The organism is Streptomyces sp. R-07 (assembly GCF_049913175.1).
In the GTDB taxonomy this organism is placed as follows: domain Bacteria; phylum Actinomycetota; class Actinomycetes; order Streptomycetales; family Streptomycetaceae; genus Streptomyces.
Window position 1 is genome coordinate 265,218 of record NZ_CP183978.1, and the last position, 22,360, is coordinate 287,577.

Sequence of the window (22,360 nt, forward strand, 5' to 3'; positions counted from 1 at the left end):
ACGGTCCGCAAGTATCGCGCCAAGGTCACGCGAAGGTTCCGGCGAGGCGGTCTATTCCCCCTGTGCGAAGGTGCGCCGGTACTCGCTCGGTGTGGTGCCGAGGATGCGCTGGAAGTGCAGGCGCAGGTTCGCTCCGGTGCCCAGGCCGACGTCGGCGGCGATCTGCTCGACGCCCCGCTCGGAACGTTCGAGCAGTTCACGGGCCATGTCGATGCGGGCCCGCATGACCCACTGCATGGGCGTGTATCCGGTGTCCTCGGCGAACCGGCGCGAGAAGGTGCGGGGTGACACCGCCGCGTTCCGGGCGAGGATCTCCAGGGTGAGGGGCTCGCCGAGCCGGTGCAGTGCCCATTCACGGGTGGCGGCGAACCGCTCGCCGAGCGGCTCCGGCACGCTGCGCGGCACGTACTGCGCCTGGCCGCCGCTGCGGTAGGGCGCGGCGACGAGGCGCCGGGCCGCGTGGTTCGAGGCGGCCACGCCGAGGTCCCCGCGCAGGATGTGGAGGCACAGGTCGATGCCGGAGGCGGCACCGGCGGACGTCAGCATGCTGCCCTCGTCGACGAAGAGGACGTTCTCGTCGACGCGGATCAGCGGGCGCTTGGCCGCGAGCGCCCGCGCGTAGTGCCAGTGCGTCGTGGCGCGCTTGCCGTCGAGGAGACCCGTGGCCGCGAGGGCGAAGGCCCCCGTCGAGATGGCGGCGAGCCGGGCTCCCCGGTCGTGGGCGGTGATCAGCGCCTCGACGACGGCCGGCGGCGGGTCCTCGCGGTCCGGATGGCGGTAGCCGGGGACGAAGACGATGTCGGCCCACGCGAGTGCGTCGAGGCCGTGGGCGACCTGATAGGACAGGCCGTCGCCGCCGGCCACGACGCCGGGTTCCGCGCCGCAGACCCGTACCTCGTACGGCATGCTCGCCCGGGTCGTGAACACCTGCGCGGGGATTCCGACGTCGAGGGGTTTCGCGCCTTCGAGCACGAGGACGGCGACGCGGTGGAGACGTGAGGCTGACACGTCCACGAGGGTACGCGTGCGCGCGTCCTCGCTGGTCAGCGGCGGTCCTGAAGCCGCCCGCCGCGGCCGGTCGGACCGTCGGTCGGGGCGGGCGGTCGGGACGTCGGCCGGGCGGGCAGTCGGGCGGTGCGACTGCTCGCCGGGCGGTCGGGCAGTCGGACGTCCGGCCGGTCGTTCAGCGCTGCCGGAGGACGCGCGCCGTGCGGGCGAGGACGCCGGGGGCGGTGAGCGCCTTCGGGTGCTTCCGCATGTGGACGACGTCCATGTAGATCTGGTTCACCCGCGCGTCCCTGACCGACGCCGTCGTGATGTGGTCGCCCGCCCAGCGCAGGAACCGGTAGCCGCGGGGGTACGGTCCGGTGACGTGCGGCTGGGCCAGGTCGGCGGTCGTCGAGAGCTGCCACGCGGCGTCGACGACCACTCCGGTCCGGCGGAAGTAGCCCCAGGCCGGGTCGTGCGGCGAGGCGCCGGACCTCAGGTGGACGTGGAGCGAGGAGGCCTGGAGCGTGGCGAGGGTGAGCCCTTGCCCGTAGACCGGGTTCACGGTCGCCATGGCGTCTCCCAGGACGACGAGACCGCCGGGGAAGTTCGTCAGGTCGGTGAACCGGCGCCGGCGGCTCTCCCGGAAGTGGAAGGGCTCCACTGCGCCGGTCATCTCGCACCGCTCGGCTATCTCGCGGAGGGGAGCGACGCAGCGCCTCATCCGGGCGAGGAACTCCGCCGGGTCGCGCCCCGGACGGTAGTCGGCGTATCCGGCGAGGACGACGGACCAGGCGTTGCCCTCGACGGCGGCCAGGGCCCCGGGTTCGCAGACGGTCGGCTGGTAGTCGCTGGCCGGGCCTGGGGTGGAGTGGGCGATCACCGTGTCCGGGAGCTCGCTGCCGCGGGCGAAGCGGGCGGTGGCGTAGCCGAGGTCGACGCGCATGCGGTCCACCGGGGCCTGGCCCCAGCCCTCGGCCGCGAGCCAGGTGCTGAGCCGGCTGGAGCGTCCCATGGCATCGACGACGAGGTCCGCCCGTACGTCGTACTCGACGCCCTCGCTGTACGGGGTGTGCTCGGTGCCCTCGGCGTACCCGCCGCGCTCGCCCGCCTCGACCTCCTCCGACTCCCCGGCCTTCGAGGTGCCCACCGTCGCAAGGCGCGCTCCGGCGACCCGTCCGCCTTGGAGCAGCAGTCCCCTTCCGGTGGCGCGCTCCAGTCTGACGTTGTCGAGGGCGCTCACGCGGCGCCGTACATGGGTCTCGATGAACGGCCGGCTCGCGCCGAGCATCCGCGCGTCGGCGACCGGTGCCTTGAGCGCCCCGTCGACGTAGAACCTGACCTGGTCGCCCTCGCCGAGGTGGGCTCCGCCGCTCACCATCTCCCGGGTGATGCCCGGGAAGAAGCGTTCGATCTGGGTGTGTCCCATGCCGAGCAGGGCGTGCAGCTGCGCTCGGTGCGGCGCGCCGGGTCCCGTACCGTCCCCCTCGCCTTCGAGGAGGTCGGGTTCGACGACCACGACCTCCTCGGCGAAGTCGCTCAGGACCCGGGCGGCGAGCAGCCCGGCGAAGCTTCCTCCCAGCACAACGGCGCGCTTCACGTGCTCCCCCTCCGTACCGGGTCCGCCCCGGCTCCGTCCCTCGGCCGTCGCGCAGATCGTCGCGACGGCCGGGACACTACAGTGCCGGAAGGGGGCGTACGGGACTGTCGACCGTCAGGCGCTCAGGCCGTCAGACCGTCGGGCCCGGGATCTCGAGCGCCTTGGCGTTGCGCTCCCAGCCGGACCACAGGTCGCTGTCCGTGCAGTAGGCGCAGTCGGGTCCGAAGAACATCCCGCGGGCGTTCTCGTCGTCCATCAGCCAGAACCGCAGCCAGGCCGTGGTCGGGCCGCGGAAGTCCCCGCCGTCCCCGATGGAGCTGAGGTGTCCGGCGCCGCGGACCTCGCCGTAGACGGCGGGGACGTGGGAAGAGTCCCGGTACAGCGCCTTCACGAGGGCCGGCCACACCGTCAGGTCGCGCTCTCCTGCCAGGTAGAAGACGGGCTCGTCCATCAGGTCGGGGTCGGTCAGCGGCCCCGGCTGGATGGGGACGGCGGTGTCGACCCGGGGGTCGAGCGCCGCGTTGACCGCCGCCGCGCCGCCCTGCGAGTGGCCGGCGGAGCCGATGTGTTCGAGGTCCACCTTCCGGTAGAAGGGGCTGGAGCTGTCCGCGTTCCGCTGCTCCAGCACGTCGATACCGGCGCGCATGCTGAGGGCGAAGTTGGAGGTGGGGGTGTTGGCGGCGGCGACGATGAAGCCGTGGCTCGCCCAGTGACGCAGCAGGGAGCTGTAGATCCCGGGCACGGCGCCGGTGCCGTTGCCCCAGATCACGACCGGGTGGAGCTCTCCTCGCTGCCCCATGTTCTTCGGGTAGTAGAAGGTGTGCACCACCTCGATGTCGACGTTCACCTCGTACGGGCCGGGCTGGTCCCAGGCGGTGCCGACCGACGGGATCGGGGTGGTCGCCGTCTCCGTCGCACCGGCGGTGCCCGGCCCGGCGTACGCGGCCATCAGGAAGGCGAGCAGCAGGGCGCCGAGTGCGCGGCCCCAACTCCTCGGAGCAGGACGTGACATGGGAACTCCTTTGCGACTGTGGTCCGTTGCGCGTCCTCGCAAGCGTGACCAGCGCAATGATCGAGCTCCCCGGGGCGGTTGTCTGTCGGCAGGAGCCCAGTCCTGCCGGGGCCCGGCTGGGCAGTCGCCCAACGGCGGGGAAGGAACTACGCCGTCCGGAACTCGTCCGTCGTGTCAGGAACCGTTCGCGGACAACGGCACTCATGATCGTTGAAACACACAGGGGGTGGCGCGCGACCGCGGCCCGGTCCCCCACCCCTGCGGCTCACCCCCGCCGAGTGCCGCGCCGAACGATTCGGAAAAGTCGAGGAATCACCATGTCCCTGTCGTCGCACCGCCGCCTGGCCGTGAGCGCCACCATGATCGCCGCGCTCACGGCGGGTGTCGCACCCGCCACCAGCGCGTTCGCCGCTCCCCTCACCCCCGCCGCGACGGCCTCACCCGCGGTTCCCGCCCCGGACATGGAGGGCGTGGTCGCCGCGCTCGACTCGGCCGTGGCCAACGGTGCTCCCGGTGCGATGGCCCGGTTCACCGGACCCGAGGGCGTGGAGAGCCGGACCGTCGGTGTCCAGGACCGCGTGTCGGGGGCGCCGATGGACATGCACGCGCGCTTCCGGATCGGCAGCGTCAGCAAGACGTTCTCCACCGTCGTGCTCCTGCAGTTGGTGGAGGAGGGCCGGCTCGAACTCGACGCGCCCGTCAACCGGTACCTGCCGGGGCTGCTCCCCGACGACCGCATCACTGTCCGTCATCTCCTCACCCACCGCAGCGGGCTCGCCGACTACACCGACGCGATGTTCAACGACACCGTGCCGGGCTTCGAGGCCGTACGGAACCGGGTGTTCACCTACCAGGAGCTCGTCGACCTCTCCCTGCGCGAGCCCCGCACCACCGAGCCCGGTGTGGCGTACAAGTACTCCAACGCGAACTTCGTGGTCGTCGGCATGCTCATCGAGAAGCTCACGGGACGGCCGGTGTCCGACGCGTACGAGCGCCGCATCTTCAAGCCGCTGAAGCTGCGCAAGACCTCGTACGTGCACCCCGACACGCGCATCAAGGGTCTGCACGTGCGGGGCTATCTGCACCCGGACGCGGCCGGCGACCCGCTCGTGGACTCGACCGAGCAGACGGTGTCCTGGGCGCAGTCCGCCGGGGCGGTCATCTCCAGCCCCGCCGACCTGAACACCTTCACGAGCGCGCTCATGCGCGGCCGGCTGCTGTCCCCGGCGATGCTGGAGGCGATGACGACGGTGACGCCGACGGACACGACCAACAGCCGGTTCTACGGTCTTGGCCTGCGTCGTTACGACCTGTCCTGCGGGACGCGGGTGTACGGGCACACCGGCACCGTGCAGGGCTTCTACACGTACGCCTTCTCGACCCGCGACGGCCGGCGCAGCCTGTCGGCCGTCGCGAACACGTCGAACCACGGCGCCGCCAACACGGCGCTCGGCGGAACCCTGGAGGCGGCCTTCTGCGGGAAGAAGCCGGCGGTGGCTCCGTCCTCGCGCGCCGCCTCCTCGCCCGCGACGCGCGACTTCTCGTCGCTGCCGGCGGAGCGGGACCTGCCCGAGCGCCACTGACGGCACCCCGGCGAGGTCCCGGTGATCACGCCTGGTACTCGGTGAGGTCGATGGCGTAGACGCGCAGGGGAACGTCGAAGACCGGGTGGTTCGTCTCCCGCTCCGCCACCATGCCGAGCTTGCCGATGACGTTCTCGGATGCCTGGTTGCTGATGTGGGTGATGGCGACGACCCGGTCGAGCCCGCGGTCCTGGAGGGCGAACTCCAGGACCGCGTGGGCGGCCTCGGAGGCGTACCCGTGGCCCCAGAACTGACGGCCCAGACGCCAGCCGATCTCCACGTCGGGGAGCACCTCCGGCAGGAACTCGGGCACGGAGAGACCCGCGAAGCCGATGAGCTCGCCGGAGCCGAGGAGCTCGACGGCGAAGATCCCGAAGCCCTCGTCGTCCCACTCCTCCTCGTACCGCTCGATCGCCTCGGCGGTCTGCTCCAGGTCCCAGACCGAGCCGTCGTCGATCCACCGCATGACCTCGGGGTCGGCGTTGATCTCGGCCATCGGGACGAGGTCGTCGTCGCTCCAGCGGCGGAGGAGGAGCCGGGGGGTACGGATCTCGGTCATGACCCCATCCTGACTCATCCGGGGTCCCGTCTCACGACGGCCCGCGCGCGAGTGCTGCCCGCGAGCGAGCGCCGGGTCAGCGGTAGTACCCCTCCACCACGGCCCGTACCTCGTGGAGCAGTGCGGGGCCGTCCTGCGGTACCGGCGGGCGGCCGCTGCCCGGGCGGATGTCGAGGAGCTGTTCGTTCGAGAGGGCGTACACGACGCGGCGGAGGCCCGCCTGCTGGATGGCCGCCGCGCACATGCCGCACGGCTGGCAGCTGGTGTACATCGTGGTCTCGGCCGCTGTGGCCGGGTCGAGTTCCCGGGCCGCCCACCGCGCGAGCTTCAGTTCGGGGTGCGCGGTGATGTCCTTGTCGGTGAGGGTGGTGTTGTGCTCCTCCGCCAGGACCGTCCCGTCCGGTGCCGCGAGGAGCGACCCGAACGGCGGATCGCCGCCCTCCCGCGCCGTGGCCGCGAGGGCGATGGCGCGTCGGAGGAGGGTGTGGTCGTCGGCTGTCGTCATGACGGCTCCGTTCGGATGCGGTGCGCGGAGAGATGCGCGGCCACGGTGGCGAGTGCCTGCCAGGCGGCCTGCGGGCGGGTGGTCTCGTGGGGGTCGCCGCCGTACGGGTCGAGGACGACGGCCTCGGCGCCCATCAGCCGCAGCTGGTCGAGGTCGTCCATGACCTGGTCGATCGTCCCCTCCCCCGCGAGACGGTCGGGTCCGCCGACCGGCGCGGCGGTGAGCCTGAGGGCGATGCGCGGGGCCAGGGCCGGTTCAGGAAGGTGCTGCTCGTCCGCGTACTCCTTCAGCCTCGCGGCGCCTTCGCGCAGCTGCGGCAGCGTGCGGCGCAGGGGGTGCCAGGCGTCCCCGAACCGTACGGCGCGGCGCAGTCCGGCGTCGCTGTGGCCGCCGATCCAGACCGGGATCCGGCGGTCTCCGTAGGCGGCGGTGTCCGCCCAGGCCTCGCGCAGTGCCTGGAGGTGCTCGTCGGTGAGCCGGCCCCGGCGTTCGAAGGGGATCCCGAGGGCGGCGAACTCCTGGCGTGCCCAGCCCACCCCCACTCCGAGGACGAACCGTCCGCCGCTGAGCGCGTCGAGGTTGGCCGCCATGCGGGCGGTGAGCAGGGGGTGCCGGTAGGGGGCGATGAGGACGGTCGTTCCGAGCCGGACGCGGGTGGTGACGCCGGCGAGCCAGGACAGGGTGGTGAACGGTTCGTAGAAGGGGGCCGGGTAGCGCTCGGCGACATCGGGCGTGACGGCGATGTGGTCCGAGAGCATCAGCAGGTCGTAGCCGAGTCCCTCCACGGTCTGGGCCCAGCTGCGCAGGACTCCGGGGTCGGCTCCGGGGCCGAAGTTGAGGATGTTGACTCCGATCTTCACGCGGCACAGGCTAGCCACGCGGAAGGGGCGACCAGAAGTGATTCCCGCCTGTTCAGGGGCCGTTCGGCCGTGGATCCGCCGGTAATCTGATCGGATGACCGAGAGTCTTGATGCGACGGACTGGGCGATCCTGACGGAGGTTCAGCGGGACGGCCGGATCGCGTACACGGAGTTGGCACGGCGGGTGAACCTCAGCGCCTCGGCGACGAAGGAGCGGGTGCGGCGCCTGGAGGAGGCCGGGGTGATCACGGGATACCGGGCGGAGGTGGACCTGGAACGGATCGGGTACGCGGTCCTCGCGGTCGTACGGCTGAAGTACCCGGGAACCCGGCACGAGCCGCTGCGCCGGCTGCTCGGCGAGCGCCCGGAGATCCTGGAGTGTCTCCGTACGACCGGGGACGACTGCTACGTCCTGAAGGTGGCGGCCACGTCGATGGCCCATCTGGAGGAGATCGTCGACACGCTGGCCGAACTCGGCAGCACGACCACGAACCTCGTCTTCAGCCGCCCGCTCCCCCTCCGCGGCCCGAGCGAACCGCCGCCGCCCCGGCCCGGACCCTAGCGGGGCGCATCGGCGGTCGGCGGCTGCGTGAGGTCCGTGGGGTCGGTGTTCGCGCCGCAGAGGACGACGCAGATCTTCTCGCCCGGCGCCGGTCGGTAGCCGGCTCGGGCGGGTCGGGCCTCGTCCGGGGCGATCAGGGCGGCCAGGGCCGTGGCGGCGGCGTGTTCGACGGCCAGGCGGCGGTCGTCCCAGAGGGCCCGGCGGGCGTGGACGATGTCGGCGTCCTTCACGAGGACGGTGTGGACGCCGTCCTGCTGGGCGGCGCGCACGGCGAGGGGGGTGGCGCGCCGGGCTCCGAGGGAGTCGGCGGCGACGGAGTCGACCGTCACGTCGACGGGGTGTCCGGCCCGGAGGGCGGCGTCGAGGGCGCGGCAGTTCTCGGGTTCGACGGCGACGGTACGGATGCCGTGGTGCCGGGCGGCGGTGGCGACGCCGGTGAACAGCCCACCGCCGCCGACCGCGACGACGACGGTGTCCAGGTCCGGGATCCGCTGGTGGATCTCGTCGAGGAGGGTGCCGGCCCCGGCCGCGATCAGGGGGTGGTCGTAGGCGTGGGAGGCGAGGGCGCCGGTGTCGGCCGCGAACGCCTCGCAGGCGGCGAGCGCCTCGGCGTACTCCGTCCCGACGAGCCGTACGTCGGCGCCGTAGCCGCGGAGTCTGTCGACCTTCACCTGGGGCGCCGTGGCGGGGAGGAAGACGGTGGCCGTGACCCCCTGGCGGCGGGCCGACCAGGCGCAGGCGAGGCCCGCGTTGCCGCCGGAGGCGATGGTGATTCCGGCGGCGGGGAGGGTGCCTTCCTCGCGGTGGGCGAGGAGGAAGTTCTGCGCGCCGCGGGCCTTGAAGGAGCCGGTGTGCTGCAGGAGCTCGAGGGCGAGGTGGAGCTCGTACGGCTCGCCTCCGGGGTCGGCGGGGGTGACCGTGACGGGGCGGATGTGACCGCCGATCCTGTCGGTGGCGGTCTTGACGTCGGCGTACGCGAGGGTGGGCACCAGTTGCTCCTGAAGGGGCCGGGACCGGGTGGTCGTATCGACGATCTTCTCAAGGTCCGGTGGGCGCGGAAAGCCCGGGCGGGCCGGAGGGCGCGGGGGCCTGTCAGGAGCCGTCCCCGTGGCCGAAATCCCTTCCGTGCTTGATTGCACCGGGCCGCCCTGGAACAGGGTTGACCAGGCATTCTGTCGCAGGCGACACTGACGCCTCTTGGCCGGGAACGATCGGCCGAAACCTCAGGGGTGGGGACGCTTGCACAGCGAAGAAGCCACCGCGTCCGCCTGCGCTCAGGCGACCGCGCTGATCGCCGCGGGCCGGCACGCGGAGGCGCGGGAGGTCACGCAAGCGGCTCTGGACGCCCAGGCCCGGAACCTGACTCACGGGCGACGCAGACGTCACGTACGAACGAACCGCCCCCGAGGCGCCGAAGCCTTCGGGGGCGGTTCGTCACCCGTGCCTACGGGACGATCTTCAGGAGGCGGTTCGGGGAGCCGCTGCCCGGGCTGGTCACCTTGTTGGGCGTGGCGCCGTTGACCAGGGCGGTGGCGACCTGGGCCGGGGTGGCGGAGGTGTGGCCGGCAAGGTAGACCGCGGCGGCGCCGGCCACGTGCGGGGTGGCCATCGAGGTGCCCGAGATGGTGTTGGTGGCGGTGTCGCTGGTGTTCCAGCCCGCGGTGATGGAGACGCCGGGGGCGAAGAGGTCGAGCACGGAACCGTAGTTGGACCAGCTGGCCTTGGCGTCGGTGTTGCTCGTGGCGCCGACCGTGAGGGCGGCGGCGACCCGGGCGGGCGACGAGGACGAGGCGTTGACGCCGGAGTTGCCGGCGGCGACCGCGTAGGTGACGCCGTCGGCGATGGAGTTCTTCACCGCGTTGTCGAGGGCGGTGGAGGCGCCGCCGCCGAGGGAGAGGTTGGCCACGGCGGGGGCGCCGGCGGTGTGGTTCGCGGTGACCCAGTCGATGCCCGCGATGACACCGGCGGTGGTGCCGGAGCCGTTGTCGTCGAGGACGCGGACGGCCACGATCTTCGCCGACTTGGCCACGCCGTAGGTGGAGCCGGCGATGGTCGTGGCGACGTGGGTTCCGTGCCCGTTGCCGTCCTGGGCGACCGTGTCGCCGTCGACGGCGTCGTACCCGTTCACGGCGCGCCCGGCGATCTCGGAGTGGGTGATGCGCACGCCGGTGTCGATCACGTAGGCGGTGACGCCGCTGCCGGCGCTGTCGGGGTACGTGTACGTGCCGGACAGCGGCAGGTCGGCCTGGTCGATGCGGTCCAGGCCCCAGGGCGCATTGGACTGCGTCGCGTCGGCGCGGACGATCTGGTTCTGCTCGACGGACGCGACGGCCGGGTCGGCGGCGAGGCGGCGGGCCTCGGTCGCACCGAGGGTGGCCGTGTAGCCGTTGACGGCGGAGCCGAAGGTCTTGCGGACCGTGCCGCCGTAGCCGGATATCAGGCTCCGCCCCTTGGCGGAGGCGGCTTTGAAGCCCGCGCCCTGCTTGAGGGTGACGATGTAGCTGCCGGGGACCGCGTCGACCGAGTCCGACGCGAGGACGGTGCCCTCGGCGGGGGCCGCGTGGGCGGGGACGGCAGCGAAGGTGCCGAGCACGGCGGCGGCGGTCGCGGCGGAGGCCGTCACGGCGAGGCGGGTCTTGTTGCTCTTCGGGAGTGCCATTACGAGGGGGTCCTCCTCATGGGCGTCGCGTCCGAAGGGTGGGGCGGGCGCGACTGTGGGGGGGTGCACGTGGGGCCACGTACACGGCCGGGACCGATGTGTCCGGTCCCGGCGTGATCAGCAGCCTGGCCGCTCTACCGGCGTAGCTCAAGGAAGTTGAGGCCTTGTCATGCATCCGCCATACGCCTGCAATCGAACCCCCGTCGAAGCCGGAACAGGTGGCCGGATCAGGCTCTACCGTGGCCGGGAACCGGGGCAGACGGGTCGTCCGCGAACGCGCGGGCGAGGGCCGTGGCGAAGCCGTCGGGGTTGTCCAGCATCAGGTTGTGCCCGGCGCCTGGCACCTCGATCACCGGGATGCCGAACGCGGCCGCCTTCTCCGCGTCGGCGTCCGGCAGGCTCAGCTCCCCGACCAGGAACGTCCGGGGCACCGCGAGCCCGGCCAGCAGGTCACCCGGCGCGGGCACGCTGCCCTCCACCAGGGCGACCGCGCTGCGGTGGACGGCCCGCGGGTCGGCGAGCCGCAGCCGGGCGGCGTAGTCGGGGCGGTCGGTGGCGGCGAGCATCCGGGCGAACCCCACCGCGACGAACACGTCCTCCTCCTGGGCGGCCACCGGCGAGCTGAACGCCCCTCCTCCCGCGTACAGGTTCGGCTCCGCCACCACGAGCCGGGCGACCAGGTCCGGGCGGGCCGCCGCCAGATGGATCGCCACGGCACCGCCCATCGAGTGCCCGAGGAGGTCCACCCCCGCGACACCGACGTGGTCGAGGACGGCGGCCACCGCCGCCGCCTGGGACTCCATGCGGTAGTCGAAGTCCGCGGGCCGGTCGCTCAGCCCGTGGCCGAGCAGATCGACCAGGAGCGCCCGGTTGCCGCCGAGCGCGGGACGACAGGCGATGTGGGCGAAGTCGGAGGCCGCCGTGCACCCGAGCCCGTGGACGAAGACCCGCACGGGGCCTTCGCCCGGCAGGTCGATCCACCGGATGTACGCCCGCTCCTGCGCCAGCCACAATTCCCGCATGTCGCTCTCTCCCCGTGTCGCGCCGCTGTCCTGTCGTCAGGAACCACCCTACGAGCCGGTACTGACACTCCCCCGGTCGTGACCGCCGACCGCCGGGCCTGTCGGATAGCGTCGGCATGAGCAGGCCGGTGACGCCGGACGCCATCCGAAAGGACGCACACCATGCCCCTCGAAGGCGAGTACGAGCCCAGCACGTCGACGTGGGTGCGCGACCAGGTCGAGCTGTACGAATCGTCCGGCGGCACCGAGGGCACGACGATGCGAGGCCTCCCCGTCGTCCTGGTGACGAACCGCGGCGCCAGGAGCGGCAAGCTCCGCAAGACCCCGCTCATGCGGGTGGAGCACGCGGGCGCGTACGCGCTGGTCGCGTCCAACGGCGGCGCGGTGAAGCACCCGGTCTGGTACCACAACCTGGTCGCCGCCCCGCTGATCGAACTGCGGGACGGCACGCGCGCGTGGGACATGAAGACCCGCCTGGTCACGGGCGAGGAGCGCCAGGCCTGGTGGGAACGGGCCGTCGCCGCGTTCCCGGACTACGCCGCCTACCAGCGCAAGACCGACCGGGAGATCCCCCTCTTCGTCGCCGAGCGGAACGACTAGCTCCTGGAATGCTCCGGAAGGCGGGAAGACGGGTCGGACACGGTCACGGACCTCGTGTGAACGCCTTCGCCGCCGCCACCGGCCCTCGGCCGCAGGCGGGTCAGGGCCACGCCGGTGAGGACGATCGTCATGCCCGTCACCACCCGTGCGGTGAGCGGCTCGTGGAGGATCAGGGCGCCCAGGGTCACGGAGACCACCGGCAGCAGGTAGCCGACGGTCGCGGCGCTGGTGGGGCCTTCCTCGGCGATCATGCGGTAGTTGAGGTGGAAGGTGAGCCCGGTCGCGAAGACGCCGAGGACGAGGAGCGCGAGCAGTCCCGTCGCGGTCACCGTCGCCGGGCCGCCGGCCGTCAGGGCGGGTGTGCTGAGGGCGGTCGCTGCGATGAGCTGCGCGGCGGAGAGGGCCAGGGGTGCGGTGCCTCGGTCGGTGAGCCGGCGGGCCATGTACGCGAAGGCCGCCGCGTAGCTCGCCGAGGCGCCGAGCAGGGCGAGCGCGCCCCAGGTCATGAGGCCCGGGCCCGCGCTCCAGGGCGCGAAGATCAGCAGGACGCCGGTGAAGCCGAGGGCGAGTCCGCCCAGCCGGGCGGCGTGCGGCCGGCGTTCCGTACCGAGGCCGAGGCCGATGAGGAGGGACCAGAGCGGGGTGGTGGCGTTGAGGACGCCCGCCACTCCGCTGTCGACGGTCTGTTCGCCGACCGAGAAGAGCAGGAAGGGCAGGGCGTTGCAGAGGAGGGCGGCTACGACGAGGCGGCCCCAGGTGCCGCGGTCCCTCGGCAGCCGCTGCCCGGCTCCGTACGCGAGGGCTAGGAGGACCGCCGCGCCGAGGAGGCACCGTACGAAGGTGATCCACCCCGGGGTGAGGCCCTCGTTGAGGGAGATCTTGATCCAGAGGAAGCCGGAGCCCCAGAGCAGGGCCAGCACGCCCATGCGTATCGCCGATGTCATGCCGTCCACGGTCCCGGGCATCGGCCGACAGGACAAGCGAAGGATCGTGCATCCAGCGTTAAGCTCTGCTACATGCTGGACGTGAGACGCATGCAGGTGCTCCGGGCCGTCGTCACCAGCGGCTCCGTGACCGCCGCCGCCGGGCACCTCGGTTACACCCCCTCCGCAGTGAGTCAGCAGATCGCCGTCCTCGAGAAGGAGGCCGGCATCGCGCTGCTCGAACGCTTCGGCCGGGGCGTGCGGCCGACCGCCGCGGGGAGGCTGCTCACCGAGCACGCCGCCGTCATCGGCCGTCAGGTCGCCGAGGCCGAGACGGCGCTCGCGGATCTCCGCGCGGGCCGCACCGGGCAGATCGTGGTCCGCTATTTCGCGACGGCGGGCGCCGACCTGGTCGCGCCCGCCCTGGCACGTTTCCGTACGGAACACCCGGGCGTACGGGTCGATCTGAGGATCGCCGACGGCGCGCCCGACGAGGAGGCGGACCTCACCCTCCTCGTACGGCCCCGGGGCAGCGGCCCGGGGACGTCCGGCGACGGTCTCCGGCTCGTTCATCTGGTCGACGACCCGTACCGCGCGGTCCTGCCCAGGGGCCACCGACTCGCCGGCCGCCGCGGCGCGGTGGACCTGGTGGACCTGGCCGGCGAACCGTGGGTCGGCAGCGAACGCCCTGGGCCCTGTCTCGACGCGGTCCTCGACGCGTGCGCGGCGGCCGGGTTCACCCCGGACCTCGCGGTGGAGTGCGAGGAGTACGCGACCGCGCAGGGCTTCGTCGCGGCCGGTCTCGGGATCAGCCTGATCCCGTTGATGGGCCTGGGCAGTCGCCACCCGAACGTGGTGGTCCGCAAGGTCCGCGGTCCTGAGCCGGTGCGCTCGATCCACGCGGCGGTACGGGAGTCCTCCCTGGCCCTGCCCGCCGTACGGGACCTCCTGACGGCGCTTCAGGAGGTCTGAGCGGGCGGGGTCAGCGCGTCACGACCCTCACGGTGACAGGACCGCGAGGAGGTGGGCGACCTCGCGTGCCACCGCCGCGCGGGCGGGGTTCAGGTAGTGGCGCGGGTCGACGGTCGTGGGGTGCTCGGCGAGGTGGGCGCGGACGGCTTCGGTGAAGGCCTTGTTGAGGTGGGTGGAGACGTTCACCTTGGTCATGCCCGCCGTGATCGCCGCCGTGAGGTCCGGGTTCGAGACGCCCGAGGAGCCGTGCAGGACGAGCGGGGTGTCGACCGCCGCACGCAGGCGGGCGATCAGGTCGAAGTCGAGGACGGCGTCCCTGGTCACCATCTGGTGGGCGCTGCCCACCGCGACGGCGAGGGCGTCGACGCCGGTGGCGGCGACGAAGGCGCGGGCCTCCTCGGGGTCCGTGCGCACGCCCGGGGTGTGGGCGCCGCCCTTGCCGCCGACCTCTCCGAGTTCGGCCTCGACCCAGACGCCGTGGCTGTGGCAGTACTCGACGACTTCGCGGGTCGCGGCGACGTTCTCCGTGTACGGGAGCTTGGAGGCGTCGAACATGACGGAGCCCAGGCCGAGGGCGACGGCCTCGCGGACGAGGTCGGGGTTCTCGGCGTGGTCGAGGTGGACGGCGACGGGGGTCTTGGCCGCGCGGGCGATGGCCAGGGAGGCGAGCGCGACCGGCTCCAGGGCGCCGTGGTAGCGGACGGTGTTCTCGCTGATCTGGAGGACGACCGGGCGGTCGGCGTTCTCGGCGCCGGCCACGATGGCCTGGGCGTGTTCGAGCTGGAGGACGTTGAACGCCCCCACCCCGGTGCCCGCCGCGCGGGCGCGGCGGACGATCTCGTCGGTGGGCGTCAGCGGCATGATGCTTCTCCCGGGTGGTGGGCGGGTGCGGGGCGGTGGTCAGGCATGGACGTCGGTGAGGACGACGGAACGGGTCAGGTTCCGGGGGGTGTCCGGGTTCAGCCCCTGGGCCTCGGCGACGGCGACGGCGAGGCGCTGGGCGCGGACGAGGTCGGCGAGCGGGTCGAGGTCGCTCTCGGCGAGGGTGCCGCCGACCTTGCGCACCTCGTCCGCGAGTCCGGCGGGCAGGGCGCCGAAGCCCCACGTCACCCGGCCGGGGCCGGTGATGCTGATGGGGCCGTGGCGGTACTCCATGGCCGGGTACGCCTCGGTCCAGGCGCCGGCCGCCTCGCGCATCTTCAGGCCGGCCTCCAGGGCGAGTCCGTAGGTCCAGCCGGTGCCGAGGAAGGTGAATTGCTCCGCCGTGCGCACGCTCTCGTCGAGCGGGGAGGTGAGGGCCTGCTCGGCGTCGCGTGCGGCCTCCTCGACGGTGGCCAGTCCTTGCGGGAGGGCGTCCTCGGTCTCCAGGTGCGCGCGGAAAAGGGCGAGCACGGTGGTCGCGAAGCGGGTCTGGACGACGGACTCCTCGTCGGCGAAGTCGAGGACGGCGACTTCGTCGGCGAGGTCCATGACCGGTGTGGTGGGGTCCGCGGTGATCGCGCCGGTGGGGATCGTGCCGCGCAGCCGGGACAGGACGGCGAGGACCTCGCTGGTGGTGCCGGAGCGGGTGATGGCGACGACCCGGTCGTAGCGGCGGCCGTAGGGGAACTCGGAGGCCGCGAAGGCGTCGGTCTCCCCGTGTCCGCCGGACTCGCGCAGCTCCGCGTAGGCGAGCGCCATGAACCAGGAGGTTCCGCAGCCGATCACCGCGACCCGCTCGCCGCGTCGGGGCAGGGCCGCGACGTGCTGGGAAAGGGTGCGGGCCGCCTGGCGCCAGGTCGCCGGCTGGGAGGCGATCTCCACGGCGGTGCGGGTGGTGGTCATGACGATCTCCTTGCAAGAAGAGTGCGCGATGATGATGGAAGATGCTTGAAGACATGCCCATTCAAGCAGAAACATGCATCCCCTTTCCAGATCCCGCGCCCTCCGGCGGCTAGAATCAGACGCGCGCACGAGCGGGGTGGGCATGCGGGCGCGACCCCGGTGGAGGGAGGGACTCATGTCCAAGCACGAGCGGTGGAACACGCTCCTGGAGCTGCTGGCGGCCTCGGGGAAGCTGGAGGTGGAGGAGGCGGCGACCGCGCTCGTCGTCTCCGCCGCCACGATCCGCCGGGACCTCGACGAGCTCGCCGAGCAGCAGCTGCTGGTGCGGACGCGGGGCGGAGCGGTCGCGCACGGCGTCTCGTACGAGCTTCCGCTGCGGTACAAGTCGACGCGCCACGCGGCGGAGAAGCGGCGGATCGCTGAGGCGGTGGCCGATCTGGTCGCGCCCGGCGAGGTCGTGGGACTCAACGGGGGCACGACGACGACGGAGGTCGCACGGGCCTTCGCACTGCGGTTCGCGAGCGGCCGCGCCGAGACCCCGGGGGCGGCGGCCGGGCCGGCGCTGACCGTGGTCACCAACGCGCTCAACATCGCGGGCGAACTGGCGGTGCGCCCGCAGATCAAGATCGTCACCACCGGCGGCGTCGCCCGCCCCCAGACCTATGAGCTGGTGGGTCCGCTGACGGTCGGGGTGCTCAACGAGGTCGTGCTCGACGTCGTGGTGCTCGGTGTCGACGGAGTGGACGCCGAGCTCGGCGTGATGGCGCACCAGGAGGACGAGGCGAGCATCAGCCGGCTGTTCGCGGAGCGGGCGAGCCGGGTCGTCGTGGTGACCGACTCGTCGAAGATGGGCCGCAGGGCGTTCGCGAGGATCTGTGGTCTGGACCGGATCGACGTGCTCGTGACCGACAGCGGCATCGCCCCGGAGGCGGTTGCGCAGCTCACCGAAGCAGGGGTGAAGGTCCTCACTGTCTGACGCATTGGTCTGATAGCGGACCAATCAAAGGCCTTGTATCGCTCGGCCTTTGTGTGTTCATGCAGTAATTACCGCGCAGCTGTATACCTTTAAGCTCGCCTCCCCCATCATGTCTCCGACGTGCCGCTGGGGCACACCGTGACAGGAGAGGCGGGGCATGATTCCCATCAGCCGCAGGGGGTTCGTCGGAATCGGCGCGGGGCTCATGGCGGGGGCCGCGCTGCCGCCGGGCCGGGCGTCCGCCGCCGCGAGCGCCGCGACCGGCACCCTCACGGACGTCCGGCACGTGGTGATCCTCATGCAGGAGAACCGCAGCTTCGACCACTACTTCGGCACCCTGAAGGGCGTGCGGGGGTTCGGCGACCGCGCCGCGGGCAACCTGCCCGGCGGCTGGGGCACGTTCAACCAGCCCAACTGGGGCGGCCGCCAGTACCCCTGGAAGCTCAGCGACACCCCGCCCGCCGGCGGCGTCGACGGCGAGACCCTCGCGCAGTGCAACGGCGACCTGCCGCACAGCTGGACCTCGCAGCACGCGGCCTGGAACAAGGGTCGGATGGACAACTGGGTCACGGGCGTGGGCAACACCCGATCGCTCGGCCACCTCGACCGTGCGGACATCCCCTTCCACCACGCGCTCGCCGACCAGTACACGGTCTGCGACGCGTACTTCTGCTCGACCCTGAGCGCCACCGGTCCCAACCGCACCTTCCTGTGGAGCGGGAAGATCGACGCCTCCAGCAAGGACGGGGGCGACGAGTCGGGCCTCACCTGGGAGACATACGCCGAGGCGCTCCAGCGCGCCGGGGTGAGCTGGAAGGTCTACCAGAACGCGCAGGACAACTACGGCGACAACGGCCTCGCGTACTTCAAGAAGTTCACCGACGCGCGGCCCGGCGACCCGCTGTACGACCGGGGCATGGGCTCGGTCCCCAAGGTGGCCGGCTCGACGCCGGACGACATCGCCGCGGCGATCCGCGCCGACGTCCTCGCGGGCACCCTGCCGCAGGTGTCGTGGGTGGTCGCGAGCGAGGCCTTCTCGGAGCACCCCTACGCTCCCCCGGGGGACGGCGCGCACTTCGTCGACCTCGTCTACCGCGCGCTGGCCGCCGACGCCGAGGTGTTCGACTCGACGGTGCTGTTCCTCAACTACGACGAGAACGACGGCTTCTTCGACCACGTGCCGCCGCCGGTCGCCCCTCCGGGCACCGCGGGCGAGTACCTCGACGGCGTGCCGATCGGCCTGGGCTTCCGCGTCCCCATGATTGTCATGTCCCCGTGGACGCGGGGTGGCTGGGTGAGCTCCGAGGTCTTCGACCACACCTCCGTGCTGCGCTTCATGGAGACCTGGACGGCCGCCCTCGGCACCCCGGCCACCTGTCCCAACATCAGCGCCTGGCGGCGGAAGGTGACGGGCGATCTGACCGGGGTCTTCGACTTCGCCAACCCGGTGTACGGAGTGCCCGCCGGCCTTCCCTCCACGGCGAAGGTGATCGGGCAGGCCACCTGCGGCCCGCTGCCGAACCCGGCTCCCCAGAACAACGCCCTGCCCGCGCAGGAGTCCGGCACCCGCCCGGCGCGCGCCCTGCCGTACCAGGTGAACGGCAACCTCGACCGCTTCGAGTTCGGTGCCGCGGGCAAGATCCTGGCCTGGTTCTCGATGACCAACCAGGGCGCGGAGGCCAAGCGGTCGGCGCACTTCTCGATCCACCCGCACCAGTACCGGGACACGGCCGCCTGGCAGTACACCGTCGACCCCGGCGGCACGGCCTCCGACTACTTCAACATCGGTCTGGGGTCGGGCTCGGGGAAGTACGACATCTCGATGATGGGGCCCAACCGCTTCCTGCGCCGGTTCATCGGGGACGCGTCCAAAGCCGGCAAGGCCGTCGAGGTGGCGGCCCGGTTCGCACCCGACGCGGGGACGGGCAAGACGGCCCTGTGGTTCAAGATGACGAACGCCTCGGCCGGTCCCGTCACCTTCACGATCCGCTCGAACGCCTACCGCTCGGACGGTCCGTGGACGTACGCGGTGCCCGCGAACTCCAGCCGCGAGGACTTCTTCAACGCGGTGGCCTACAACGGCGGCTGGTACGACTTCACGATCCTGGCCGACATCGACGGCACCTGGTCGCGCCGGTACACCGGCCACATCGAGACCGGAGCCCCGAGCGTCAGCGGCTGATCCCCGTCTCCCGCGGGCCGGGGCCGGCGGCCGAGCCCTCCCCCACGGCCCGGGCGTCAGTGGCTGTTCCCCTCCCCCGCGTGCCGAGCGGCGGCCCTCCGGTCGCCGCCCGGCACGCGGGCGTGGTGTCAGCGGCCGGCGTGGGCGGCGCGGCGGAGCGTGGCGTCGAGGAGGCCCACCGCGTCGGCGGCCGTCCGCCCGGGGGCCCGGTTCCACGGCCCGATCAACCCGTGCCACCCCTGCGACCGCAGCTCGGTCATGATCCACGCGGCCGCCTCGTTCATGGTGTCCGCGCTGCCGTAGCCGAGGCGGTGGGCGGCGAGCAGGGCGCCGCAGACACACCGGGCGCCTCGTACGTCACGCAGCTTGTACGGGGCGTTCTGCCAGCCCCACTCGGTCAGCACCTCGCGCGCGTACCCGAGATGGACCGAGGGGCGCAGCTCGGCCTGACCGATGCGGCGCCAGGCGTGCAGCCGGTCCGGCAGTACGGCTCCGAGGCGGCCGGGGAGACGGCGCTCGGCGGGGAGGTTCGGCGGCAGGGCGGCGAGCGCGTCGGCCACGAGCCGGTCCACCGGCACGCTGAGCAGCTCGCGCCAGCTCCCTCTTTCCGGCGCCGGATCGTCACGGGTGGTCCAGTCGGTGACGATCCGCTGCCAGGTGGCGCTCTCGTAGAGGGCGGCGGCCTCCTGGTCGAGGGAATCGGGGCTGAGCAAGGAGGTGGAGGGCGACATGCGAGTGGCTCCTGGGGTCGACTCCCTCCATCTTTCAAGACAAATGTCGGTTTTGCGACTTTTACCCCCACAGGGTGAGTCGCCCCTCCACGTGGCGACGAACACCGCATCACATGAATTATCTACCCATTTAAGCACCAATGGAATTACGCCTCATATTCGGACATTACCCTCCGGGTGACGCGACTCACTTCCCCGGACGCCGCACCCGGCGGAGCGTTCCCCCACCCCGTACCCGGCAAGGAAGTTCGACGCCTCCAGAACGGCATCGATCTTGAATTCCCCTAATTCCGTGATCCATTTACCGAGTCCCGGGGTTCACTCCCCTTGTTCTCCGTCGCATTACTGGCCTACGGTCACCTCCATTCGAGCGGAACGCCCAATCCTGCCGCCGCTCGGTAAACCTCCCTTTTCACCCGACGGCAGGAGCGGGGGACCCACGAATACGCCGGTCCGGAATCCGGAACGGCTCGGGGTGCAGCCGCGTGCGCGCGGCCGGACATCTCCCGTCCGAACCCGACAGCTCACCCCGCAGGCGCCGGAGAGGAAACCGTCATGCCTGCTCACGGTAAGCACCGCCGTCCCCGCCGCAGCGTCTCCCGCGGCCTCGCCCTGGTCGGCACGGGTGGCGCCGCACTGACCCTGCCGCTGATCGCCCCGGCCGTCGCCGGCGCCGCGCCCGTGTCCGCGGCCCCGGACATCGCGGTCCAGTCCTTCGCCGCGCACTCCGCGCCGGCCGCGGCCAAGGCCCCCACGGCCCCGGCCGCCGCGCGCTCGTACACCGTGGTGAGTGGTGACTCGCTTTCCCTGATCGCCCACAAGAAGGGAATTCAGGGCGGCTGGAAGAGCCTTTACCGTGCCAACAAGAGCGTCGTGGGTGACAATCCGTCACTCATTCACCCGGGTCTCGAACTGACGATTCGTCGGGATTCCGCGAAGCCCGTTCCCACGCAGGCGAAGGCGAAGAAGTCCGCCACGACCGAGCGGGCGAGCCGCTCCGAGCGCCGGCCGGCGGCCCCTGCCGTCGCCACCGGTTCGGGCGCCTCCGCCGCGCAGGCCGCTCCGGCCGTCGCCGCCGCTCCCGCCGCCGTGAAGGCGGCCCCGGCCGCCGCCACGAACTACGCCGACAACCTCGACGGCTGGATCCGGGAGTCGCTGGCCATCATGGGCCAGCGCGGCATCCCCGGTTCCTACGACGGGATCCTCCGCAACGTCATGCGCGAGTCCTCCGGAAACCCCCAGGCCATCAACCTCTGGGACTCCAACGCGGCCGCCGGCACCCCCTCGAAGGGTCTGCTCCAGGTCATCGAGCCGACCTTCCTGGCCTACCACGTGCCCGGCACGTCCATGGACCTGTTCGACCCGGTGGCCAACATCACCGCCGCCTGCAACTACGCGGCCGACCGCTACGGCTCCATCGACAACGTCGACAGCGCGTACTAGTCCCCCTCACGCCGGGCGTGCTCCCGGAAGTGCTCGGTGAACCAGGAGGTGGCGAGGTCCGCCACCTCCTCCAGGGCGCCCGGCTCCTCGAAGAGGTGCCCGGCGCCTCCCACCACGGCGAGCCGGTTCTCACAGCGCAGCAGCGCCAGGGCCCGCCGGTTGAGGTCCAGGACCAGCGCGTCCGCGCCGCCCACCACCAGGAGCGTCGGGGCGCGCACCCGGGCCAGGTGGTCGGCCGCGAGGTCCGGCCGGCCACCGCGTGAGACGACGGCGCTCACCGGGGACGCGGGATCGCCCGCCGCCCACAGCGCGGCGGCCGCTCCCGTGCTCGCGCCGAAGTAACCGAGCGGGAGTCCGGTGCTCTCGGGACGTCCCGCCAGCCAATCCGTGGCACCGGCGAGCCGCCCGGCGAGGAGCGGGGTGTCGAAGACGTGCGCCCGGTCCGTCGCCTCCGTCTCGGTCAGCAGGTCGAAGAGCAGCGTCCCCAGGCCCGCCCGGTTGAGCGCCGCGGCGACCGCCCGGTTCCGGGGGCTGTGCCGGCTGCTGCCGCTGCCATGGGCGAACAGGACGATGCCGGCAGCGTTCTCGGGGACCGCGAGCCGTCCGGCGAGGGTGACGCCGGTGATCGGGATCCGCACGTCCGTGTCCTGCACGACGGGGTCGCGTGCGGCTCTGCTCCGGTCCAGACAGGCGATGACCTCGGCGTCCGGGGTCTGCGAGAAGTCCTGGTAGAACTGCCCGATCGCGAAGAACAGATCCGGTGCGTGCACGCTGACGGTCTCGTCCGCCTCACCGCCGAGCCGCGCCGTCCAGCCCCGCGGTGCCACCGGCACCGCGAGGACGATCCGGGCGGCGCCCCGGGCGCGGACCACCCGGCAGGCCGCCAGTGCCGTGGCGCCCGTGGCCAGCCCGTCGTCGACGACGACGACCGTCCGCCCGTCGAGGGGCACGGACGGCCGGCTGCCGCGGTAGCGGAGGGAGCGCTGCTCGAGCTCGGCGTGCTCCCGCTCCTCCACGGCGGCGAGAGCGCGGTCGTCCACCCGGGTCTCACTGAGCACCCGCTCGTTGAGCACCCGCACGCCGCCCTCCCCGAGCGCCCCCATCGCGAGCTCCGGCTGGTGGGGCACCCCGAGCTTCCGTACGAGACAGATGTCGAGCGGTGCGTCGAGGGCGTCGGCGACCTCCGCCGCCACCGGCACGCCACCTCGGGGGAGCCCGAGGACCACGACGTCATGGCCCTTGAGGTGGTCGAGCCGGGCGGCGAGCTGCCGCCCCGCGTCCGTGCGATCGCTGAAGAACATGGTCGGCCGCCCTTCCGCCTGCGCGGCTCGGGCCCGGGGAGGAACGGTGTGCCCCGCCC

The 22,360-nt window shown here is 72.3% G+C and carries 21 protein-coding genes and 1 riboswitch; of the genes, 7 read left to right on the forward strand and 14 right to left on the reverse strand.

Going from position 1 to position 22,360, the window contains the following annotated elements; translation table 11 throughout:
* Positions 1–51 precede the first annotated feature (51 nt).
* The 3 genes from ACN9M0_RS01420 to ACN9M0_RS01430 form a co-directional block, all read right to left on the reverse strand.
* Positions 52–1,008, reverse strand: coding sequence for a GlxA family transcriptional regulator (locus ACN9M0_RS01420; protein WP_366042019.1), 957 nt, complete (start codon positions 1,006–1,008; stop codon positions 52–54).
* 175 nt (positions 1,009–1,183) lie between these two features.
* Positions 1,184–2,587 carry a hypothetical protein gene (locus ACN9M0_RS01425; protein ID WP_426402953.1) on the reverse strand — a complete coding sequence of 468 codons (1,404 nt, stop codon included), beginning with the start codon at positions 2,585–2,587 and terminating at the stop codon, positions 1,184–1,186.
* Positions 2,588–2,717: 130 nt separating this feature from the next.
* Positions 2,718–3,599, reverse strand: a complete 882-nt coding sequence (locus ACN9M0_RS01430; protein WP_366042022.1) for an alpha/beta hydrolase family protein — start codon at positions 3,597–3,599, stop codon at positions 2,718–2,720.
* Between the two features lie 317 nt (positions 3,600–3,916).
* Between ACN9M0_RS01430 and ACN9M0_RS01435 the strand changes: the two genes are divergently transcribed.
* Positions 3,917–5,182, forward strand: a complete 1,266-nt coding sequence (locus ACN9M0_RS01435) for a serine hydrolase domain-containing protein (protein ID WP_366042023.1) — start codon at positions 3,917–3,919, stop codon at positions 5,180–5,182.
* A gap of 25 nt (positions 5,183–5,207) precedes the next feature.
* On the opposite strand, the gene ACN9M0_RS01440 is transcribed toward ACN9M0_RS01435, so the two are convergent.
* The 3 genes from ACN9M0_RS01440 to ACN9M0_RS01450 all read right to left on the reverse strand — a co-directional run bounded on the left by ACN9M0_RS01440 (position 5,208) and on the right by ACN9M0_RS01450 (position 7,106).
* Positions 5,208–5,741, reverse strand: coding sequence for a GNAT family N-acetyltransferase (locus ACN9M0_RS01440; protein ID WP_366042024.1), 534 nt, complete (start codon positions 5,739–5,741; stop codon positions 5,208–5,210).
* Positions 5,742–5,817: 76 nt separating this feature from the next.
* Positions 5,818–6,246: a nucleoside deaminase gene (locus ACN9M0_RS01445; RefSeq protein ID WP_366042025.1), complete on the reverse strand. Its 429-nt coding sequence runs from the start codon at positions 6,244–6,246 to the stop codon at positions 5,818–5,820.
* Complete coding sequence (locus ACN9M0_RS01450; RefSeq protein WP_366042026.1) at positions 6,243–7,106, reverse strand: LLM class flavin-dependent oxidoreductase; 864 nt, start codon at positions 7,104–7,106, stop codon at positions 6,243–6,245. The genes ACN9M0_RS01445 and ACN9M0_RS01450 overlap by 4 nt, the downstream gene beginning before the upstream one ends.
* A 94-nt stretch (positions 7,107–7,200) precedes the next feature.
* Between ACN9M0_RS01450 and ACN9M0_RS01455 the strand changes: the two genes are divergently transcribed.
* Complete coding sequence (locus tag ACN9M0_RS01455; protein ID WP_366042027.1) at positions 7,201–7,668, forward strand: Lrp/AsnC family transcriptional regulator; 468 nt, start codon at positions 7,201–7,203, stop codon at positions 7,666–7,668.
* Here the strand turns inward: ACN9M0_RS01455 and ACN9M0_RS01460 are convergent.
* The 3 genes from ACN9M0_RS01460 to ACN9M0_RS01470 form a co-directional block, all read right to left on the reverse strand.
* On the reverse strand, positions 7,665–8,657 hold the full coding sequence (locus tag ACN9M0_RS01460) for a serine/threonine dehydratase (protein WP_426402954.1): 993 nt from the start codon (positions 8,655–8,657) through the stop codon (positions 7,665–7,667). The genes ACN9M0_RS01455 and ACN9M0_RS01460 overlap by 4 nt on opposite strands.
* Positions 8,658–9,112: 455 nt before the next feature.
* Complete coding sequence (locus ACN9M0_RS01465; protein WP_366042029.1) at positions 9,113–10,327, reverse strand: S8 family peptidase; 1,215 nt, start codon at positions 10,325–10,327, stop codon at positions 9,113–9,115.
* 227 nt (positions 10,328–10,554) lie between these two features.
* Positions 10,555–11,349 carry an alpha/beta fold hydrolase gene (locus tag ACN9M0_RS01470; RefSeq protein ID WP_366042030.1) on the reverse strand — a complete coding sequence of 265 codons (795 nt, stop codon included), beginning with the start codon at positions 11,347–11,349 and terminating at the stop codon, positions 10,555–10,557.
* A 162-nt stretch (positions 11,350–11,511) separates the two neighbouring features.
* Between ACN9M0_RS01470 and ACN9M0_RS01475 the strand changes: the two genes are divergently transcribed.
* Positions 11,512–11,949, forward strand: a complete 438-nt coding sequence (locus tag ACN9M0_RS01475; protein ID WP_366042031.1) for a nitroreductase family deazaflavin-dependent oxidoreductase — start codon at positions 11,512–11,514, stop codon at positions 11,947–11,949.
* Here ACN9M0_RS01475 and ACN9M0_RS01480 read toward each other — a convergent pair.
* Positions 11,946–12,893, reverse strand: a complete 948-nt coding sequence (locus ACN9M0_RS01480) for a DMT family transporter (protein WP_426402955.1) — start codon at positions 12,891–12,893, stop codon at positions 11,946–11,948. The genes ACN9M0_RS01475 and ACN9M0_RS01480 overlap by 4 nt on opposite strands.
* A gap of 72 nt (positions 12,894–12,965) precedes the next feature.
* Between ACN9M0_RS01480 and ACN9M0_RS01485 the strand changes: the two genes are divergently transcribed.
* A complete protein-coding gene (locus tag ACN9M0_RS01485; RefSeq protein ID WP_426402956.1) occupies positions 12,966–13,844 on the forward strand; it encodes a LysR family transcriptional regulator in 879 nt (292 codons plus the stop codon).
* A 27-nt stretch (positions 13,845–13,871) separates the two neighbouring features.
* Here ACN9M0_RS01485 and ACN9M0_RS01490 read toward each other — a convergent pair whose 3' ends face one another.
* Positions 13,872–14,705: a class II fructose-bisphosphate aldolase gene (locus tag ACN9M0_RS01490; RefSeq protein ID WP_426402957.1), complete on the reverse strand. Its 834-nt coding sequence runs from the start codon at positions 14,703–14,705 to the stop codon at positions 13,872–13,874.
* 39 nt (positions 14,706–14,744) lie between these two features.
* Positions 14,745–15,668 (reverse strand): SIS domain-containing protein, encoded by a 924-nt coding sequence (locus ACN9M0_RS01495; RefSeq protein ID WP_366042036.1) that lies wholly within the window; start codon positions 15,666–15,668, stop codon positions 14,745–14,747.
* 175 nt (positions 15,669–15,843) lie between these two features.
* Between ACN9M0_RS01495 and ACN9M0_RS01500 the strand changes: the two genes are divergently transcribed.
* Positions 15,844–16,644 (forward strand): DeoR/GlpR family DNA-binding transcription regulator, encoded by an 801-nt coding sequence (locus ACN9M0_RS01500; RefSeq protein WP_366042037.1) that lies wholly within the window; start codon positions 15,844–15,846, stop codon positions 16,642–16,644.
* 157 nt (positions 16,645–16,801) lie between these two features.
* On the forward strand, positions 16,802–18,826 hold the full coding sequence (locus ACN9M0_RS01505; RefSeq protein WP_366042038.1) for a phosphocholine-specific phospholipase C: 2,025 nt from the start codon (positions 16,802–16,804) through the stop codon (positions 18,824–18,826).
* A gap of 128 nt (positions 18,827–18,954) precedes the next feature.
* On the opposite strand, the gene ACN9M0_RS01510 is transcribed toward ACN9M0_RS01505, so the two are convergent.
* Positions 18,955–19,557, reverse strand: coding sequence for a DUF6197 family protein (locus ACN9M0_RS01510; RefSeq protein WP_426402958.1), 603 nt, complete (start codon positions 19,555–19,557; stop codon positions 18,955–18,957).
* 394 nt (positions 19,558–19,951) lie between these two features.
* Positions 19,952–20,110, forward strand: a riboswitch (cyclic di-AMP (ydaO/yuaA leader).
* A 2-nt stretch (positions 20,111–20,112) separates the two neighbouring features.
* Here ACN9M0_RS01510 and ACN9M0_RS01515 point away from each other — a divergent pair.
* Positions 20,113–21,000: a LysM peptidoglycan-binding domain-containing protein gene (locus ACN9M0_RS01515; RefSeq protein WP_426402959.1), complete on the forward strand. Its 888-nt coding sequence runs from the start codon at positions 20,113–20,115 to the stop codon at positions 20,998–21,000.
* Here ACN9M0_RS01515 and ACN9M0_RS01520 read toward each other — a convergent pair.
* Positions 20,997–22,301, reverse strand: a complete 1,305-nt coding sequence (locus ACN9M0_RS01520; RefSeq protein WP_366042285.1) for a phosphoribosyltransferase family protein — start codon at positions 22,299–22,301, stop codon at positions 20,997–20,999. The two genes, ACN9M0_RS01515 and ACN9M0_RS01520, sit on opposite strands and share 4 nt — an antisense overlap.
* Positions 22,302–22,360: the final 59 nt, after the last annotated feature.

What these genes read in the sequence shown, in the direction of transcription:
- ACN9M0_RS01430 (WP_366042022.1), bottom strand. Translation starts at nt 3,599, where the DNA reads ATGTCACGTCCTGCTCCGAGGAGTTGGGGCCGCGCACTCGGCGCCCTG.
- ACN9M0_RS01435 (WP_366042023.1), top strand. Translation starts at nt 3,917, where the DNA reads ATGTCCCTGTCGTCGCACCGCCGCCTGGCCGTGAGCGCCACCATGATC.
- ACN9M0_RS01440 (WP_366042024.1), bottom strand. Translation starts at nt 5,741, where the DNA reads ATGACCGAGATCCGTACCCCCCGGCTCCTCCTCCGCCGCTGGAGCGAC.
- ACN9M0_RS01445 (WP_366042025.1), bottom strand. Translation starts at nt 6,246, where the DNA reads ATGACGACAGCCGACGACCACACCCTCCTCCGACGCGCCATCGCCCTC.
- ACN9M0_RS01455 (WP_366042027.1), top strand. Translation starts at nt 7,201, where the DNA reads ATGACCGAGAGTCTTGATGCGACGGACTGGGCGATCCTGACGGAGGTT.
- ACN9M0_RS01465 (WP_366042029.1), bottom strand. Translation starts at nt 10,327, where the DNA reads ATGGCACTCCCGAAGAGCAACAAGACCCGCCTCGCCGTGACGGCCTCC.
- ACN9M0_RS01470 (WP_366042030.1), bottom strand. Translation starts at nt 11,349, where the DNA reads ATGCGGGAATTGTGGCTGGCGCAGGAGCGGGCGTACATCCGGTGGATC.
- ACN9M0_RS01475 (WP_366042031.1), top strand. Translation starts at nt 11,512, where the DNA reads ATGCCCCTCGAAGGCGAGTACGAGCCCAGCACGTCGACGTGGGTGCGC.
- ACN9M0_RS01480 (WP_426402955.1), bottom strand. Translation starts at nt 12,893, where the DNA reads ATGACATCGGCGATACGCATGGGCGTGCTGGCCCTGCTCTGGGGCTCC.
- ACN9M0_RS01485 (WP_426402956.1), top strand. Translation starts at nt 12,966, where the DNA reads ATGCTGGACGTGAGACGCATGCAGGTGCTCCGGGCCGTCGTCACCAGC.
- ACN9M0_RS01490 (WP_426402957.1), bottom strand. Translation starts at nt 14,705, where the DNA reads ATGCCGCTGACGCCCACCGACGAGATCGTCCGCCGCGCCCGCGCGGCG.
- ACN9M0_RS01495 (WP_366042036.1), bottom strand. Translation starts at nt 15,668, where the DNA reads ATGACCACCACCCGCACCGCCGTGGAGATCGCCTCCCAGCCGGCGACC.
- ACN9M0_RS01500 (WP_366042037.1), top strand. Translation starts at nt 15,844, where the DNA reads ATGTCCAAGCACGAGCGGTGGAACACGCTCCTGGAGCTGCTGGCGGCC.
- ACN9M0_RS01505 (WP_366042038.1), top strand. Translation starts at nt 16,802, where the DNA reads ATGATTCCCATCAGCCGCAGGGGGTTCGTCGGAATCGGCGCGGGGCTC.
- ACN9M0_RS01510 (WP_426402958.1), bottom strand. Translation starts at nt 19,557, where the DNA reads ATGTCGCCCTCCACCTCCTTGCTCAGCCCCGATTCCCTCGACCAGGAG.
- ACN9M0_RS01515 (WP_426402959.1), top strand. Translation starts at nt 20,113, where the DNA reads ATGCCTGCTCACGGTAAGCACCGCCGTCCCCGCCGCAGCGTCTCCCGC.
- ACN9M0_RS01520 (WP_366042285.1), bottom strand. Translation starts at nt 22,301, where the DNA reads ATGTTCTTCAGCGATCGCACGGACGCGGGGCGGCAGCTCGCCGCCCGG.